Below are 18,840 nucleotides of genomic sequence, written 5' to 3' on the forward strand. Positions count from 1 at the left end.
AGACGCGATGCGAATCATGGATTCGTTATTCGCCAAAAGGTCCTGATTTTTTTATTACGTACATAGGCGTATCGGGGCACTTGTGTTAGAATATAATAGACTCCTAACATGTCGGCACATGCTCCTACTGCATTAAACACCAGGATATGTTCGACCAGACTGTTACTTCCGAAAATGAATAGGAAGAGTAAGCCTACTGCAGATATGATTACAAAAGGCGCCAGCAAAACCCGGATAAATGTATTCCTTTTCATCTCTCCCAAATAGGCAGCAAATGGTGCAAAGCCATTGACCGTAAATCCCAGCCAAACATTGGAAGACGTTAACTTTTCAGGAAAAAAAAGCGCATGTATTAATTCGTGTATAGGAGAAAATATTAAGAAGGAGATAAGCATCGTGGTCATATTCAATTCAAAATGAATCCCCAGCATTCCCATCAATACAATAATTAATGCACCATTGAAAATCATAAAAGGGATAGCCTTTAACTGGGTCGTCCACAAATCCGTTGGCTCTTTTAATCCGGTCCATTTTTCATCCGGATGAAAATCAGGGTCATCAGGAAATCGGTTGAAAATAAATCTCATCTGTCTCGTAGGTTATTAGTTTTGTTAAATAAAGATAACGAATAATTCGTTCAAAAAAAGGTAGATCGAATGATGGGAGACGCGATGAATCGCTTCTCTACGGGTTATTGTTTTTCCAATGTGATTTTAAGGGCCTGGGTCAAGGCAGCTTTGTTCAGTCCGGTGCTAACGTACACGATTTTTCCGGTTCCGTCAATCAGGAAAAAGGCGGGTGCCACATCGACACCATATTCGGTGGCCACACTCCTTCCCTGGTAAAGGGTCGGATAAAGCCGTTTCTGCTTTTCGACGTAGGTTTTGAGATTGGATGCCTCCCTGCCGGTCATTTCGATGCCGTAAATAGCCAGTTCGTTTTGTCCGTCCAGCTTGTGCAGTTTATTCAGAAAAGCGGTGGCTTCGTCATCGCCCTGGCAATACGGAAACCAGAACTCGAGCAGCACCGGCTTTCCTTTTAACTCTTTCAGACTGACAAAACCTCCCTTCAAAGCCGGAAGTCTCCAGCGAGGTGCTACCTGCCCGGATTTTACCTGTGCCCGGTTTTTCAACGAAGCGAAGTATTGCTGCTTCGACATGCGCAGATACGACTTCGGGAAACGGTCGTAACTCCAGGCTGATTTCTCCATCCCTTGATCGATCCCCAGGTAACGGAAGGTCGATTCCCAATAGCCTTTGTTGTCGGGGTAGTTCCACCGGAACTGAACGGGAAGCCCCGCTCTTTTCGAGACAGCCAGCACGTAATGATGGGTTTTTCCCGGTGCCGGTTTCAATTGGTGGCTGGCATTCGGATCGATCCACAGGTTCTTCATGTCGATGGACACCACCCAACACTCCTGCTTGCGGATGGTCCGGTCCTTTTGCCGGGTAATGGTGATATTGGGGTTGTCGATCATTTCCGGCAGCAGCTTCCGCAGCACATACACCGAGTTGATGAGGTAGGTGGAGCTGTTCACATCGAAAGCTACATGATGATTGGAATAGATGACGGTTTTGTCGAACGGATTGCTTTGAAAGAACTGGTGGCCGTTGAACACCTGTTCACCACTGCTGGTCATAAACCGGTACCGTGCGCCCAGGATGGAATCGGGACTGGTGAAATCGAAATAACAGAGCGCTGAATCGAGCTTGTCGGTTCCCATTTCCCGCTGGAAGGTATGGATGCTGGTTTCGTACCCTACCGATTGCATCCGGTTCATCCGGTCTTCCGTTTGCCGAAGAATATCAGCGGGCTTTTCCTGGCAACTCGCCAGTAACCAGCTCCCCGTCAGCAAAATCAATCCTGTCGTAACCGTCCGTCTGTTCCACTTCATGTATCCTGTTGTTTACAACAATGCTTTGATGTCCGCTAAGATACGTTTATCTGTGGGTTTTGTCGAATGTGAGAGACGCGAACATCGCGTCTCTACTCGGTTTCATGGATGTGAACGGAGACGCAAAGCATCGCGTCTCTACGGGGCCGGTTCGGGTGTTGGGTTCGTCCAGCGTTTGTTCAGCCAGCGCCAGGTGAGGATGAAGATGCCCAAAGCGCTCAAGAGAACAACACCATAAATCAGGTTATCACCGATACTGTCGCTAAGCGATTCATTCGCATCAGCCGTATTTATCATGGCGATATAACCAATCAGATTGTTGACGAAATGAATCACCATTCCGGGAATGATGGAGTTGGATTTCCAGTACACCCAACCAAGCAGCAATCCGGATAAAATCGCACCAGTGGTTTGCCACATATTCATGTGTGCCACGCCAAAGATAACTGCTGACCAGATGATGGCTTTCGCCGGCGAATAGTTTTTCAGTAAGCCTTCCAGTATCACCCCACGAAAGAAGATTTCCTCCAGAACGGGGGCCGCCACAACTACTGTCAGGAAAGCAAATACATTGGGTTGAACTAACTGAGTCATATAATCATTGAACCAATCGGACTCAGGGAGTAGATCCGTGATTGCCGAAATAAGCGTGGAAGCAGCAAGTGTCATCAGGACGACGACCAGTAACACCTGATAAGGTTCCATATTTAATTTCAACCGGTAGTCCGGCATATCGAACTTCCGGATGCGCTTCACGCCTAGCCGGGCCACGATGAAAAACGGTACGCCATAGGAGAATAATAGGGTAAAAGATATGAGGAGTTGTCCATAAGGCAACACATATTCCCTATTCAAAATCATCAGGACTATATAGGGAATAGATAGCGGAATGGAAATTAAAATCAACCGGATAAGCAGCCGGAACGACTGCCCGATATTGGGGTAAAAGCTTTGAGGTACTTCTGATTGTGGCCTTTCTTTAAACATGATGGTCAATTATTTTAGTTAGTTCGTAGAGACGTTGCAAGCAACGTCTCTAATTATTCATTCAATGTTCATTCGAAGCAGTTACATAGGTTTTACTGAGGATGCGTTTGCCGATTTTAGCATAGGCCCAGGGATAATAGATACCTAATGTGACCATGGTTAGCAGTAATTGTCCCCAAATGAACAGGAAATCACCAACCGGCTCGATATCGTAACCAAATACATAGGCTCCGTCCTCCTTTTGGGCGATAGTTCGTTGGGAGAAATAAGCAAACAACTTCAGGTAAGCCAGCGGCAGATAAATTCCCAACGTAATCACAGCCAAAACTATTTCTAACGCAATCTTCCCGACTGAAGGCATCCATTCTGTCTTCCAATGGATGTGATATTCCTTAAAATTAATATCTACCAGCCATTTATAAAACAGGTAATAATAGGGAATAACCAAAATGATGAAAAGTAGCTGGCGGGAGATCATCATCACTGTTGTCCCATTTGGTGCAGATGAAACAGGCAATAATAACAGGCCAACCACAAGAGATGGAATAAACAGAACCACCAGCATAATAACAAACAGATAGGCACCGCTGCCGTTGAATCGTAATGCATGCCCATTATGAGAACTGCTGTTGATGAAGAAACGTTCCAGGTCGCGAATAAACCAGGCAGCATAAATACCAAGCGTTATGATCGTCAGGAACATGCCCAGCACAACCTTCCCGGTGAAGGTCCAAAACTGTCCCTGAAAATCGAAACTGGTTTCACCGTAATGAATGTGCTTAATTGTAATTTTGGCTATAAGGAAATAAACCAAAAGTCCGATTACGACCATCGCCAGAAATAACAATCCCATATAAGGATTTGGCTGTTCTGTTGCTGCCCGTGAGAGTTTTGCGTAATAATATAAGCCCATCGGTATCAAAAAGATGAGGTAGAAAAGTAGCCAAACAGGCAAAAACTTCTTTCCTGTTAAGGTAAAATCGAAATAGTTCTTCATAAAAATAAAATTTACGATATATATTGATTGTTGGTCAATCTGTCTGTCTAATCGATAGCTATGCAATCGGTATCTTCGCCTAATTGGTTAGCCAACGGAATTCCAAAATAATAAAAAGACTGCAATCTTATGTTTCACCTACAATGGAAAATCGGTCATACCAATTGAGGGAATTTCCGTTCATCAGAAAGTTTGATACGTTCACCACCGAAAATTGAACGTTCATCACTAAAATTGGACTATTGAGAATGAATATAAATTAGAGAAGAAGATATCAGACGCCAGACATTAGAAAAAAGATGGAGAGGTTTATAGGTTACATTTTGTGTGGTTTCTGTTGTTACTATCGTTAGAAAGGTTTCAGGTTTCAGGTTGGGGTTTCCTGTTACTGTGGTTACTGTTGTTGGGCTACGCTGGTGCTGAGTTTCAGGTTTCAGGTTGGGCTTCGCGCGGGTTCTCTCGCTTCTATTATTACAGAAGTTATTCGATCTTTGACTTTCGACGTCTGTTACACCGGTGAAGGGAAGTCGACTATTACGCGGGTTCCGACATCGACGGTACTTTCGACATGGATGGTTCCGTTGTTCTTCCGGACAAAATCCTTACACAACGCTAAACCAAGCCCCGAACCGGTTTCTCCTTCGGTTCCTTGAGATGAGCGGCTGTTCTCCAATTCAAAAATCCGGTTTAGTCGATTGTGTTCTATTCCTATTCCTGTGTCCTCAACCACCAGGCGGACTCCGTGTAGGTTATTTTCAGTCGTGATGGAAATCGTCCCTCCTTTGGGGGTGAATTTGATGGCATTGGAAACCAGGTTCCGGATAACCGTCTCAATCATCTTGACATTTCCACTGATATATGCTTCTTCTCCATTATGATACTCAAGATGAATGGATTTCATTTGCGTCAAACTCCTGAAGAATTCGATATTGGAAGCGACCAATTGATTCAGTTCAATCAGTTCTTCTTCAAAAGATGCCAGATTCTGTGAAGTATGGGCCCAATCCAGTAAATTCTGCAACAGGTGGTAGGTCGATTGACTCAGCACTTCCATCTTCTCCATGAAAATGAGCTTCTCCTCTTCTTGCAAATCCTTCTCGGTATTCATCAGATTCAGAAAGTTCATGATGGTCCCAACCGGCCCTCTTAAGTCATGCGCAATGATGGAAAAGAATTTAGTCTTCGATTTTAGTTGTCCTTCCAGCTCGGTATAAAGTTGCAAGTTAACGGCCGACAGGAATCCAAACGTAAGGGCCGTCATAATACCACCGGCAATTCCGAAGGCTATGACCCATATATTACCTATCTGTGTTGAAGTATAGGCAGGTCGATTCAGAACGACTACGACACCTACCAGCAGTAAAACCAGAAAAGCTGTGAAGGAAATGGCATTGAGTCGAAAAATATTCCGCAGGTATCGCTTACTATCATCCAGTCGAAGCATCTCATAAATGGCCATGATACTATAAACAATCAGAATTAGCATATGCAGACCAACCCTGATGCGGTTTAACGGGAAAAGGTAAAAGAATACCAGCGATTGAAAAACGTCGAAAGCCGGAATGCCAATCACAATCCACCAGATGATTCGCTTCTCCTTAAATTGCCAAATGCCGGCCAGATAAATATACAGTCCGACTGTTATCAACAACATAGGTACCGCTGTTGCACAGAAACCCTGCGCAGGAGAAATTAACCGGAAAAGCAATCCAATACCAATCAACAGGTTTCCTGCAGCCCAACACATCGGTCCTTTCACCCGTACTGTATTCCAGTGAATGAGCAACATGTAAAAGCCCATGATCAGGCTAATTCCGGCTGCAATGACAACAATTATTTTGAGACTGAACGGTTCCATGTCCACCATTTCTTAACAGCCACGCAATTTAACCACGAAAATCATTTATCCTATGGTCTTCGTCAAATTTTAAGAAATGCGACGATATGCCAGCTTCCGGCCGGTTCCTTCATCAAATTAGTTCCCGAAGCTGATTTTCCGTTATCGTGTGAATGGGGTGGAAAGCATCGGACTGCATGTAGTCGACGATGGAACGGTAGAGTTGTGTTGCTGCCGGATCATCCGGGAGCTCATCTAACCTTGACATGCAAACCAGTAACTTTCCTTTGCCCACTTTATATTCGAATATCAATCCAAACTTGTCGTTGCGTTGCAGGTTGTCGATGACCTGAACGATGGGCCGGTAGTCTTTGGCTGTTTGATTCAGGTTTAACGGGTTGCTATGTTTGATGATGGACCACCATTGCCAGTCAGTGTGAAACTCTGTTGGGAAATGGTTGAACAGCGGATGATCCGGATTGGTCAATATCCCCAACGTACCCGGAGAAACCGGTTTATGATTTCCCTCGCTGATCTGCTTAAACATTTCGTAGTTCCAGAAATCGGGTGGAAACAAACCATCCACACGGTTTCTTTTCACCGATTCCCGCGAAGGAAAGAGTAATACTTTCTCTCCTTTATTGAGTTTATCGAATAGTTCGTTGTCCAGTTTCGAGGCGACGTAAATACCCTCCGCCGACTGTACCTTTTTCAGTTCGGGGTAAACCCACACCGGATAAGTGTTCCGGTAATCGGTTCCTTCGATGCTTAAGGTAACGGTTAATTTCTGAGGCACGGTTACCTCTGAAAGCGGAATATGAATCTCTCCTACACTGTCAACTCCTCCCATAGAAATATCAGGTTTAATGAAGCTTCCCGATTTGATGACCTTCCCTTGTCGATCTGAAACCGTCCATTTCAGTAGCTGTTTCAAATCCCGGTTCGAATAGTTGGCCACTTCCACTGCGGCCGTGAACGTTTCGTTAACGGTCCAACAGTATTTCTTAAATACCAGCATCGGAACCACATCGTTGCAAAAGTGCCGCCACTCGTCACGGGCAATCACGTGCTTACTATCCATGAAGGCATCGAGCATTCCCACCAGCGCTGTTCCCTGTCCGGGATAATCCTGCAAATCGAGCAGCTGAAAACCGGCCAGTCCTTTGGTACGTAACGCCGCTTCAATTTCGTCGCGATAGCACAACGCCGACCAGGCACCTGACGCTTTAGCAAACAGACTATCCTGATCCAACATGCCGGCTTTCTTCAAACGGTTCCGGAAAACTTCCAGGTTACGGGGCTTCAGGATGCCGGTATATTTCTTGATCTCGTTATAATCGGGATAAATCTGGTATTGCCCGACCTCATGACTGATTAACGGAATCTTGATTTGTGATACCGGGTAATCGAAGTTCACCATCGTCGACGGCTTTTCTGTATTCAGGATTCCGCCGTCGCGGGAATCGACGAACGCCTGTGTAAGCCGCACATGCGTCAGGGTAGTATCGTGGGCATACGGTGTGCGGGCAGCCACATGAAAATCCTCAACGGACAGCGGTCCCGAATACCCAATATTGTCGTTCGAGCCTTGCGTGTACAACGGGCGATTGTCAGCCTTTTTCAAGTCAGCAATCAGCTCACCCACTTTATCCAAATTGCCCCACAACTCATTTCCGGGTGACAGCATGACAAACGACGGGTGATTGGCAAAGTTCTTCAGCAAGGCCAATCCTTCTGCTTTGAGCTGATCAGCCAGCGTATCCGATTCCAAACCGCCCCAGAAAGGCAATTCCGACTCCATATAAATCCCTAACCGATCGGCAGCCTCGAATGCCGCTTCCGGTGGAGACCAGGTATGAAAACGATAGTGATTGATACCCCACGATTTCGCTATCTTCATCACATGCATCCAGCCTTCCACATTCATGGGCGGATATCCGGTTAACGGAAAGACACAGGCATCGTGCTTCCCGCGCAGGAACGTAATCCGACCGTTGATGGCGAACTTCGTTCCCTCAGCCGCAAACTTCCGCATCCCGAAGGGAACCTCCTTGTTGTCTTTGATATCGTTATAGCTGATAATGGCATTGAGATGATAAATTGGCTGATGATACTCATCCCACAAATCCATCTTGTCGCCCAGCGAGTACTCCAGGTTGACCAGCGAATCGCACTTCACCTGAAAGTATGTAGTTTTCAGGTGGGTCTCCTTCCCGTCGAGCGTTTTGGTCACCTGCAAGGCTACATCTACTTTATCCAGTTTGAGTCCGTTATGGATGCCCATCTTCACCTTGATCTTCTTTTGCTTAATATCGGGATAAACCTGCAGGTCGGAGATATAGGTTTTGGGCGAAGCTTCGAGGTAAATCTTCCCAATGATGCCGTTCCAGTTGGTCTGCGTGTCGTCGGAATAAATGTGCACATTCCTGTAAGGAGTCAGCTTCCGATCATTGTCAATCCGAACGGTAATCGTGTGCTTGCCGGGAGTAAGAAACGCCGACACATCATACTTCTGCGGCGATTCCAACAACAATGAACTACCAACATACTGCTCGTCAATCCATACCTTCGAAGGCTTCGTGCGCTCCATCACAAAACGGATGTGCTTGCCTTTCCACTTCTCCGGAATATCGATCGTCTTCCGGTACCAGGCCGGACCTTCGTACTTGTACTCCCGGCTCAGATGCATCGTAGTGGAATCGGTATTGAGAAATCCTTTGTGGTTGGTATCGGTCGTACCCGGAAGTTGAACAGAGTCATTTAACGCGTTGGCATACCACTTCCCTTCCACTCCCCGATTAGCCGAATCCAGGCTGAACTGCCAGGTTCCGGACAAGTCGATGTCAGATCGGTAATTTTCGTCTGACGTGGAACAAGAAAACAGAATGCTAACAAAAAGAGCAAAGATGAATGCGTTAGAGAGACCTTTCATTGGGTTGATGGCTTTTTGGTTTGGAAGTCAGATATCTGGATACCCACATACCTTCCTGTAAGTTTTACAACATGCATCCAAATATAGGGAAAAGAAAAAAAAACAACCAAGGGACTCTACGCTATTTATCCTGATTCCTGCCAGGCAAAGGTGTTATATAAAAAAGAGACAAGGCAATGCCTTGTCTCTACTGCTTTAATACGTTATTGGTCGGCTTGCTTCTTCAGCTGAATGGTTTTATTGGTTATTAACGGTTTGGCCCAAAAACTGATATACAGCAGATAGCCCAGTGTGAGATAAAGAACAAACATTCCCTGCCGCAAGCCAATCATATCTTTCAATCCGCCAATGAGCAGCGATACCAACGCCCCGCCGGCAATACCGCTCATCAGTATTCCCGAGAAGGTGCCATGATACTTCGCCACACTGTTCAGCGCCAGCGAAACGGTTATCGACCACATCACCGAAAGGGTGAATCCGAGTGCCGGGAAACCATAAATGGCCATCTGCTCGCCACCAAACAACGTAGCCGTTAAGATGACCATGGCTGCGATAACGAAGACACGCAATACCAGTTTGCTATCAATGAATTTCAGCAACAGCATACCCAACAGGCAACCAATGGTGAGCATTCCCCAGAACCAACCAACCGCTGCGGCACCTTCCACTTCGGGGCGCAGGCCATGATAGGTGCGCAGGAATTCCGAAATCCAGTTGGCAATACCCTGCTCGGTTCCCACGTAAGCAAAGATGCCGAAGAAGAAAAGGATAACCGTTTTGTCCTTCAGCAGCTCTTTGTGGATGGCCCACGCTCCCGTTGTTTCATCCTCTTTCCGTTCCACTTTTGGGAAGCGCGATACTAAAATAATGACGATCATCAGCAGGGTAATGACACCAAATACCCAGTAGAGCGATACCCATGGCAAATCCCCGGGCGTGATGTCGGCCAGAATTTGCAGGAACCAGTTCGATTGCGGTCCGCTCTTGTCGAGGTTGAGCACCAGGTAAGAGTAGACATACGGACTCAGGAACGATGCCCCGCCAAACACCAGCTGTGCAAACACCGAATAGAAGGCGAAGTGCTCCTCTCCTCCCGATACCCGCAACAGTGGATTGATGACCACCTGCATGAGGGCCATGGCAGCGCCAATGAAGAACAACGAAGCAAGAAAGACCGGGTAACTGGGAAACAAAGCAAAAACAAATGCTCCCAGGGTCGCCACAATCCATCCGCCGCTCATACTAATCTTCTCTTTGTACTTTTCTACCAGCATCCCCGATGGGATGGACATCAGTCCGTAGGCAATGAAAAAAGAAAAGGGCAACAAACCGGTCATGGCACCACTCAGATGAAAACTGTCCGATACATTGGGATTAATCGATCCCAGAATATTGGTAATAAAAGAAATCACAAAGAAAACGATGAACACCAGGGCCACCATGTAATAGTTCCGTTTCATAGGTATCTTTTGTCTGTTAAAATACTATGTTTCTGTATATACTGTTAAAGTGTGTTGTAACCTTTCATTTCAATTACCGGTTGTTCGCCGTTCAGGTCTTTGGTGTTCATCTTCACGGTTAGTTCCCGTTCTTCTCCCGGAAGGAGGGAAATATAGTTGTCGCTCCAGAAAACCGGCAATACCATCTCATGCGATTCACTGGTTTTGGCTTTCAGACCAATGAAGAACGCCAGCTTATCAGACGGATTCTTCAACGTTACTTTCACCCAGGTTTGGTCGCCATGCTGTTCAATGGTTTCCGTCTTCTCCACTTTTACCTTCGGCAGTTCGGTGAGTGCCGTGAAGTCGGCATATTTCTTTATCGGGGTGACGTACCATTTCGTATTTTCAAAATCGGGCACATCTTTCTTCTGCGACAGCCAGTAAAAACTACGGGCTATCTCCTTCCCTTCCGGGGAAACGATGCGCAGATCGGCAAAGTAAACCGGCGTGGTACCTTCCATCTCCGGCAACGACAACAGTTCTTTCGATGTATATTCATCTACCGAGAAGGGAACTTTCTTATCGAGGACCACTTTCGAATGCAGATCCAGCACTCTTACTTCGGCCGTCAGATCTTTAAACCCGTGCCGGTAGTCGTTGGAAATGTAGATGCCGTGGTTGCCGTAGTTGTAAATGATGTTCAGCGGCTTCAAGGCGTTTTGCGTGCCGAAGAAAGCTCCGTTGGGTGTGAGGTAATAATCGTACAACTGCCAGTAAAGCTTCGGCCAGGGAGCATTCAGCATCCACTGGATGACACCGCCTGCCTCGGCTTTGTTCACTGCGAAAGCTTCGAACATCGGCCGGATGGCTTCGTAATTGGCCATCTGCGCTTTCATTTCGAAATCTTCGATGTTCTTCGCTTCACCGTACCGGTTGTTCAATGCTTTCAGGTAGGTATCGATGTTGTGGAACTCGCCACGGCCACAGTGATAGTTCCAGATTTCGTTCACCGGCCAGAGTTTGTCTGCCGGGAACATTTTCTTTAATGTCTCAATCGGTGGAATCTGCGGACCGGGGCCTGTCTCGGTATTGAAACCAAACGCACCTCCGTTCACGGTATCGATATACCAATAATTCGGCGACACGTAATCGTACGGGCCATTCATCTTCACGGCTGTTGGTCCGGTTACCTCACTGGTGCGAACCGAGCACGCCGATAAGGTAGGTCGTGTCGGGTCGGAAACCTGTAGATTTTTCAGATAGGTCTTTTCCAGCGCCGGACGCGGCAGCATATCGCTTCCCAGTACCCACACAAAGATGCTGGGATGGTTGCGTAACCAAAGAATCTGAGCATCCAGTGAGTTGCTGACGAGCCTTATCTCTTCCGGGGTTTGTACGCCACCAAACTCGTCACATTTCTTGCCCACATAGTTTTCCCACTCCCACTCACAGCTCCAGCCGACCATGATGAGAATACCATTTTCGTCGCAAAGCTTGTACAGCTCATCACTTTCGCCCCAGAAGCCTTCCAGCCGGATGGTATTCAGGTTCATCAGCCTGGTATATTCAACCTGCGCTTTCAGATTGTCCTTGTTTTCGCGCAACAACAAATCATCGGTCCAGCCGCCACCGCGTATTTGCAGGTCGCGTCCGTTGATTTTGTACGCTCGTGAACCTTCTTTATTGATGTAACTGCTTACCTCGCGGATACCAACTTCCTGCGAAAGTTCGTCAGACATTTGGTTGCCGACCTTACTGCTTACTTTCAGCGTGTAAAGATTTGGCTCGCCCATGGTAACGGGCCACCAGAGTTTGGCATCTTTGAAATTCAACGCCGGATACTCTTCCGGGGTCCAAACCACCCGCTTCTTTTCAAATGGCTTTAACGCCACCTCTTTTTTCACCGTGACGTCACCAATCTGCGCCTCAACCGTGGCTTCTACCTTCATTTTCGAGTGGTTCACCACCTGCGTTTCGACGGTCAGGGCCGCCTCATGTTCATTGGCCGTGTTCACCTTCGATTGCACAAACGGGTGCTCTATCGAAACCAGTCCGTTGAAACGGATCTTCACACCCCGCCAAAGGCCCATATTCTTGTCCGGAACCTTGGGTGTCCAGTCCACAAAGCCAATGGTAAAATCGCCGGGCTGCGGCGGATAAACATCGACCTGTAAGCGGTTGCCCTTCTTCTTCAGCTTTCCGGTTACGTCGATTTCGAATCGCTGGAAAGCGCCTTTCAGCGTATCGGCCGAAGCGATTTGCTTTCCGTTCAGGAAGACGTCGGCACTGTAGTTGATACCGCCAAAACAGAGCCGGGAGTACGAACCGAGCAGGTTCTCCGGCACATCGAAGGTTTTGGAATAGCGCCATTTGTTGTTGAACCACTTACGCGGCACCTTTTCGAGATTATCGGAAAAGAAAGGATCTTTAAACTTCCCATCCTTCACCATGGCGGCGAAAACGGTGGTAGGCACGTCACAGGTGAGCTCGTTTTTCGGCGAGTACACATCGGGCTTGATGAGTTGACCGTCATCACTCCATTCGCCGTAAGGCTGGAGCGTCCAATTCTTATCGAGCTTCAGTGTGGCTGACTGTTCCTGCACATAGCTACAGCCTGACATCAAAAAGAGAACCAACAGACTAATGATGGTTTTCAGGTTACTTTGGAATTGCATGTTGTCTGGAATGTTAGTTTTTATGATTGCAATGAACGATTTCATTTTCAACACTTAGAGCACAAACCAACCGGAAAAGCGAGCGTACTCATTCAACGAATCGCTTAAATGTATTCATTTTTGCGGGAGATTCTAAAAGTGTTCAAAAGTATTCACCGAGACGTCAGATTTTAGAAGAGAGATGGTAGACGTGAGAGGGTTTCAGGTTGCGCTTCGCGATTAGAAGGGTTTCTGTGGTTACTGTTGTTAGGCTTCGCAGTTTCAGGTTTCCGTGTGAAGCCTTATAGATCATTTTTAATAACAGGTTCTGAATTGATTCGTCTCTAATATCGCCATCAGGCGATAAGTGCGCAGGCCGGTCAAAGTTGCCCGGGCAGGAGAAGGCGGGAGCGGTTTTTGGCGGGGATTCCGGGTTATGGGCAGGAAAGAAAAAACCGTGACGTGGGCGGTAGGATCACTTTGACTTGTTCTTTTCGTTCTTTTGGAACAAGCCAAAAGGACAGAGAATGCCAAACTTTACCACGTCTTAGGTTCGGGCTTCCGTTTCTGAGGTTAGAAGAGTTATAGGTGTTAAGAATGACAACTTTTGAGGTAAGCAAATTTCTATCCTTCCACCTCTTCATATTCAAACCTGTACAACTGATACTTCCCGAACGAAAAATCCCAGCGGATCTCAGAAAGCAAGCCTTCATTGGTGTAATTGAAATGTAAATCAGCATTAAAATCACTATCACCTTTAAATTCACCTCCGGACACTTTTCCCAATGCATCGGAGTGGTAGGTAACGACTCCGCTCAACCAGCCATCGAAGTTTTTCAGGTAGGCTTTCTTCAATTCGCCGTCATCGCCATACATGTATTGCTCAAAACCAATGATGCTGTCATTACGGTAAGCCAGACGGGAAATCAGCCGGTTGTTTTCGTCATAACCATAAGTGAAGCGGGTTACTTTACCATCGGAGAAAACCCGTTCCGAAGATTCCAGCCGGCGCTGTCCATCATAAAAGTAATGAGTAGTCGTCGAGACACTGTCGGAGCGTTGAAAAAACTTCCGGTGCAACAAGCCGTTGGCATCGTATTCATAAAACGACGGACCACCGGCTTCACCATTGAAAGTATAGCTTTCACCACTCACCCGGTGATTACTGAGGCCGGCTAAGTACGGACTTGTATAGTAGATTTCAGGCCGGTCTGTGCGTTCGTAGGTATAACGGAAGGTCTGACTCCATTTCCCGCTAAAGTCCCAGTGCTCTCGCTCCAGGTTGCCGTTATCATCGTACAAATAACTTACATTGCCTATCGGCTGGCCACTCTTCAGCAACGTAGCTTTCTCCTTTCTGCCCTCCTCCGTATATTCGGTTATCAACGTTCCACTTAGCCAACCTTTGTATTTCTTCAGTTCTGCTTCCGTTTTCCGGTTTCCATCGTACCGATAACTTGCTGTACCAGCCCGTCCATCCGACCGGTAGAAATGTTCTGTTGTCTTCCGCCCCAGCGAATCATAGAAAAACAATTCCACCGAGGTCAGGCTATCCGAAAATTCACGATAGGCCGAACTCAGTTTTCCTTCCGCGTCATACTGGTAGCGGTTTGCGGAACTGCGACTCTGGTCATTGAGTGACCAGAGTGAGCGATCCATTTGTCCTTCTGTATTGTTGTGGAAGAGGCTATGCCCTTTTTCGCCGCTGGCATTTTCGTAATCCGAACGGATAACCCGATAATTTTCTGAAGCATGACCGAAAGGCTGAGCCAAGGCAAACAGACTAGCCAGCAGGAAACCTAACATAAAGAGTAATTTCATCATGAGCAGGACAAGATTTGGTTAGCTATCTGTATCATGACAGTTGACGGCGAGAATACCCTTACTTCCCATCACTCTTTAACCCGAGACGGTATATCAATGTTCCTGCCCCTAGCTGATATCTTTCAGTTCGATGATTTTATCATCCCGGAAGGTGAAAACCGATTTTCCTTTCATCTCTATCCGGTCGCCGGCTTTTAAATCTTCGGAAAAGTCGATAGCCAGCGTGGCGCTGAAATCCACATCCACTTCAACCTCGTGTCCATGGAATTGAAAATTGGAAATGACTTGTTCTCTTTCGCTGAAGACTTCAGCTGCTTCCCCGGCCTGTTCCCGCAAGGCTTCCTTCCCTTCGGTCGTCAACGTCACTTCACCCTCTGATATGTTTTCGAAACGAGCCTCTTCGTCTATGTCGGCCAGCATCCGGTCGACGTCGAAGTGATTGTAGGCATCCACATAGTTTTCAATGATTTTCCGGTAATCGTCTTCTTTCATAAAAATGAGCGTTAATTGATATCGTATTTCTGTTTCAATTCCTTCGCTTTCTTCCTGGTTTTCGGACTGGTACTTTGCAACTGCTCCCTGATGAATGCTACGACCGCCTCCTTATCAGAAACCCAATCGAAATACTGGTCGAGCGCTGAAAGTACATACGCTTTTTGCAAATCGAGGTGACGGCAATGGCTGGTGTTCGCGATATCCAGCAACAGCGGTGTTATCCTTTTCTCCAGTTCCGGTTTGGCTAACACGATTTTTTCGGATTTCTCGGCAGCATGCGGCGAAACCACCGGACTTTCGTGATTCAGCAATTCGTTGAACCATAAGTCAAACAGTTCCTCAAAACGGTTATCGGTATCTACTCTGGCAAGGTTGGCGATGATATGAATCGCCCAATAGAGTTTCGACACCTCCGGCCCGTGAAGCATTTCCGCGAACCTGTCCCAGAATGGATACAACAACTCCGGATGCTCTTCACTAAGGGCATACAGCTGGTGAAAGGCTTCTTCCCGCTCTTTTAGCTGCTTCGATTGCAGCCCGCTAATCAGTTCTTCTATTTCATGGTTAGCTTTCATCCATGTTGCAACGAACGATTACATTCCCGGTCTTCTGTCCGGTGAGGACATACCGGTAAGCCTCGGCGATATCTTCCAGTGGGTACCACCGGTCGATGACCGGCCGGAACTTTCCTTCTTCCAGCAATTTTTTGATGAAGACAATACTCCCCTTCCGATTGGAGGGCAACGGAAAGTGGACCTGCTTTCCACCTCTGACGGGTGTCCACATAGCAAGGAAGGGATTTTCCGCGTTGGGCCCCAGCTCCGACGAAATATACACACCTCCCGGTTTCAACAAGCGCTCGCATTTTCCAAAAGAGCTTTTTCCCACTGCATCGAAAACGAAATCGTATTGCTCACGGTCCTGCGTGAAATCTTCCTGCAGGTAATCGATAACGCGGTCGGCACCCAGCGATTTGATGAGGTCGAGGTTCTGCGTATTGCCTACGGCCGTCACTTCGGCGCCATAGTATTTCAGCATTTGCAACGCGGCCGAACCAATAGCGCCGGTAGCGCCGTTCAGCATCACTTTCCGGTTACCGCCCGGCACCCGCTTGAGAAAGTTGTAAGCGTAATGCGCGCCCTCGCTGCTGGCAGCAGCCTGTTGGTACGTGATACCTTCGGGGATATGTGCCATCGCTTCGTTCTCCGAAACGGCCAGGTATTGGGCGTGCGACTGCAACCCGCTGTCGTTAAAGCCCCAGACTTTATCGCCGACCTGAAACGCGCTGACATTCCGGCCAACGGCTTCCACCTGTCCGGCAAAGTCGGTCCCGGTTGATTGATGCGTCGGTCTCGACACGCCGGTGAACAACCGGATGAGATAGGGCTTTCCGGTCAGAATGCCGCAATCGGTGCGGTTAACGGTGGCTGCATATACTTTCACCAGCACTTCGTTGTCTCCGTAAACGGGCTTAGCGACCTCCTGTACGGTTAATACGTCGGGGGAGCCATATTGGGTTCGAATCGCTGCTTTCATGAAGTCAGTTTTGGTTAAAATGCAGTCGATAAGTTACTGAAATTTTGGGAAATGGATGGCTACGCCGTTGCTGTTGTTTCTATGGTTACTATTGTTACTGTAGTTACGCTTCGCAGTTTCAGGTTGACAACTTTTGCCTTTTGACTTTCGACTTGTTCCTGTGGTTTCTGTGGTTCGAAGCCTTACAGATCATTTTTAATACCAGGTTGTGAAATGATTCGTCCCCAACAACGCCCCCAGGCGATAAGGGCGGTGGCCAGTCAAAGTTGCCCGGGCAGGCGGCGGCGGGAGCGGTTTTTGGCGGGGATTCCGGGGAGTGGGTAGGAAAGAAAAAACCGTGACGCGGGCGGTAGGATCACTTTGACTTGTCCTTTTCGTTCTTTTGGGACAAGCCAAAAGGACATCGTAGTTGTTTCTAATGTCTTCTCCGAACAACAGAAACGATAGGAACCGCGGAGCGTAACCAACTGGCAACCCTTCATGTGCGGCGCAGAAACGGTTCCGTTTCAATCATTGCCGGCAGATGCGCCTCTTGTTGATTACACTATTCCAACCCGGGGTGGCTCCTCGATATTCATCCCGGATTACCCCGGGCTATGAACTTTCAGGCCTTCAGCCTGACGAACAATTAAGAGGTCAAAGGTGGAAATTTCAATCCTGGCGATATCTTAACCTCGAAACCGAACAACAGAAACAACAGGAACTACAGAAACCGCAAAGCACAACCTGTAACTGTAACCCTTTACAGGTTTTCATCCAAACAGTACACCAGGTACCACTTCTTCCCCACCAGTTCGAAACGGCACTTGTTACTGAAGCCGGTGTCGGGAAGCCAGACGTGCTGGGTAAACTCCGTGGGTGTTTTGTGGTAAGTCACCTTGTATTGCGTGGTGTCGATGTCGTAAATCTTCGTTTTCATGATGTGCCAGTTCTGCTTCGTCCACTTTTCGGTGCCGTCCACATCCACCGACGCACCTTCGATGGGAAACTTCAGGCGCGATACCTGGAAAGAACTATCCTCGTGGAAACGGTTGTAGAACTGGTCGAAGTCCTCCGCGGCTTTGCTTTTGCTCTTCGTGGTAGCGGTCTCTTCCCGGTTGGCTTTGGAGGCGTTTACGGCCTCTTTCTTCGTGTGACATCCCGGCAGGCCAAGCCACAGCAAGCCCACTAATAGCAACAAGGTTATGGGGAGATGGTTAGCAATCTGTCTCTTCATGTAGCAAGGGTTTTTGTTGGTCTGTTAAACGTTACGGTATTTGTTTTACATAGTTACAAAAATTTTGGACAGACTGAAAACCAATTGCTTCAATTTCAGAATATAAAAGTCATAAAAAAGGTGTCAAAAAAGTACGAAGAACATTTTCAGAACTACCAAATTGAAAGTTATCTCCAAAACTTTTACCCCTAAATCCCCTAAAGGGGACTTTAAGCCGCCCCTTTAGGGGAGGTTTGGAGGGGTGAAAACAGGTTTGCTTACAATTTGTAAGTTTTAAATTCCGCAGTTTGTACTTTTCTGACACCCTTTCCTCAAAGGTTCAATTTATCTTCTTCGTCCAAACAACCGCAGCAGGAGCAGGAACAGGTTGATGAAGTCGAGGTAGAGGACGAGTGCCCCGACAATGGCTTCCTTCTTATCCTCTTCGGTTCCTTCGTTCCCGATGACGTTCATCTTCTTTATCTTCTGGGTATCGTAAGCCGTCAGTCCCACGAAAATCAGTATCCCGGCGTAAGTGGTAAACCAGTACAGGGCCGGACTATGAAAAAACATGTTGACCACCGAGGCAATGATAACCCCGATGAGTCCCATAAACAACAGGTTGCCCCACCGGGTTAAATCGCTTTTGGTGAAGTACCCGTAGGCGCTCATCACCGCGAAGGTACCGGCCGTGATGAAGAAGGTCGACGCAATGGATGCGGCGGTATACAACAGGAAAATCACCGAAAAGGTCAGCCCGTTTAACACGGAATAGAGCACAAACACCAGCGTGGCGGTTTGCGCCGACATCTTTTGTATCCATCCCACCAGGTAACCCACCATCAGGAACTCGCCGATAATCAGTCCGAAGAACAGGATTTGGTTCTGCACAATCATCCGCACGATATCCACATGCATGGCTGTCCACATCGCCACGCCCCCGGTAATCAGCAGGGCAAACGACATCCAGCTGTATACTTTTACGATGAACCGTTGCGTTTCGGCCAACGCTTCTTCCTTCGAAATTCCAATGTAATTGTCCATCTC

The 18,840-nt window shown here is 47.4% G+C and carries 14 protein-coding genes; all 14 read right to left on the bottom strand.

Going from position 1 to position 18,840, the window contains the following annotated elements:
* Positions 1-14: 14 nt before the first annotated feature.
* Entirely contained in the window at positions 15-587 is a 573-nt protein-coding gene (locus tag T426_RS0119890; RefSeq protein ID WP_025865608.1) for a DUF3267 domain-containing protein, read from the bottom strand.
* Positions 588-691: 104 nt separating this feature from the next.
* Complete coding sequence (locus T426_RS0119895) at positions 692-1,894, bottom strand: TlpA disulfide reductase family protein (protein WP_025865607.1); 1,203 nt, start codon at positions 1,892-1,894, stop codon at positions 692-694.
* A gap of 138 nt (positions 1,895-2,032) precedes the next feature.
* The gene (locus T426_RS25365) at positions 2,033-2,881 is read right to left on the bottom strand and encodes a CPBP family intramembrane glutamic endopeptidase (protein WP_025865606.1); all 849 of its coding nucleotides are present in this window, start codon (positions 2,879-2,881) and stop codon (positions 2,033-2,035) included.
* Between the two features lie 61 nt (positions 2,882-2,942).
* On the bottom strand, positions 2,943-3,878 hold the full coding sequence (locus T426_RS0119905; protein WP_027586190.1) for a DUF898 family protein: 936 nt from the start codon (positions 3,876-3,878) through the stop codon (positions 2,943-2,945).
* A gap of 508 nt (positions 3,879-4,386) precedes the next feature.
* Positions 4,387-5,736, bottom strand: a complete 1,350-nt coding sequence (locus T426_RS0119910) for a sensor histidine kinase (protein ID WP_159103367.1) — start codon at positions 5,734-5,736, stop codon at positions 4,387-4,389.
* A 112-nt stretch (positions 5,737-5,848) separates the two neighbouring features.
* Entirely contained in the window at positions 5,849-8,647 is a 2,799-nt protein-coding gene (locus tag T426_RS24490) for a sugar-binding domain-containing protein (protein WP_051569045.1), read from the bottom strand.
* A 203-nt stretch (positions 8,648-8,850) separates the two neighbouring features.
* Positions 8,851-10,107: an MFS transporter gene (locus T426_RS0119920; RefSeq protein ID WP_025865603.1), complete on the bottom strand. Its 1,257-nt coding sequence runs from the start codon at positions 10,105-10,107 to the stop codon at positions 8,851-8,853.
* A gap of 44 nt (positions 10,108-10,151) precedes the next feature.
* Positions 10,152-12,764 carry a glycoside hydrolase family 2 protein gene (locus tag T426_RS24495; RefSeq protein ID WP_036985533.1) on the bottom strand — a complete coding sequence of 871 codons (2,613 nt, stop codon included), beginning with the start codon at positions 12,762-12,764 and terminating at the stop codon, positions 10,152-10,154.
* A gap of 603 nt (positions 12,765-13,367) precedes the next feature.
* Positions 13,368-14,567: an RHS repeat domain-containing protein gene (locus tag T426_RS0119930; protein WP_027586191.1), complete on the bottom strand. Its 1,200-nt coding sequence runs from the start codon at positions 14,565-14,567 to the stop codon at positions 13,368-13,370.
* A gap of 108 nt (positions 14,568-14,675) precedes the next feature.
* Entirely contained in the window at positions 14,676-15,059 is a 384-nt protein-coding gene (locus T426_RS0119935) for a nuclear transport factor 2 family protein (protein WP_025865600.1), read from the bottom strand.
* An 11-nt stretch (positions 15,060-15,070) separates the two neighbouring features.
* Complete coding sequence (locus tag T426_RS0119940; RefSeq protein ID WP_025865599.1) at positions 15,071-15,637, bottom strand: hypothetical protein; 567 nt, start codon at positions 15,635-15,637, stop codon at positions 15,071-15,073.
* Entirely contained in the window at positions 15,627-16,598 is a 972-nt protein-coding gene (locus T426_RS0119945; RefSeq protein WP_025865598.1) for an NAD(P)-dependent alcohol dehydrogenase, read from the bottom strand. The genes T426_RS0119940 and T426_RS0119945 overlap by 11 nt, the downstream gene beginning before the upstream one ends.
* Before the next feature lie 742 nt (positions 16,599-17,340).
* A complete protein-coding gene (locus T426_RS0119950) occupies positions 17,341-17,814 on the bottom strand; it encodes a DUF4348 domain-containing protein (RefSeq protein WP_027586192.1) in 474 nt (157 codons plus the stop codon).
* 324 nt (positions 17,815-18,138) lie between these two features.
* Positions 18,139-18,837, bottom strand: coding sequence for a Bax inhibitor-1/YccA family protein (locus T426_RS0119955; protein ID WP_025865595.1), 699 nt, complete (start codon positions 18,835-18,837; stop codon positions 18,139-18,141).
* Between the last annotated feature and the right edge of the window lie 3 nt (positions 18,838-18,840).

This window comes from Prolixibacter bellariivorans ATCC BAA-1284, assembly GCF_000621705.1.
GTDB lineage: Bacteria > Bacteroidota > Bacteroidia > Bacteroidales > Prolixibacteraceae > Prolixibacter > Prolixibacter bellariivorans.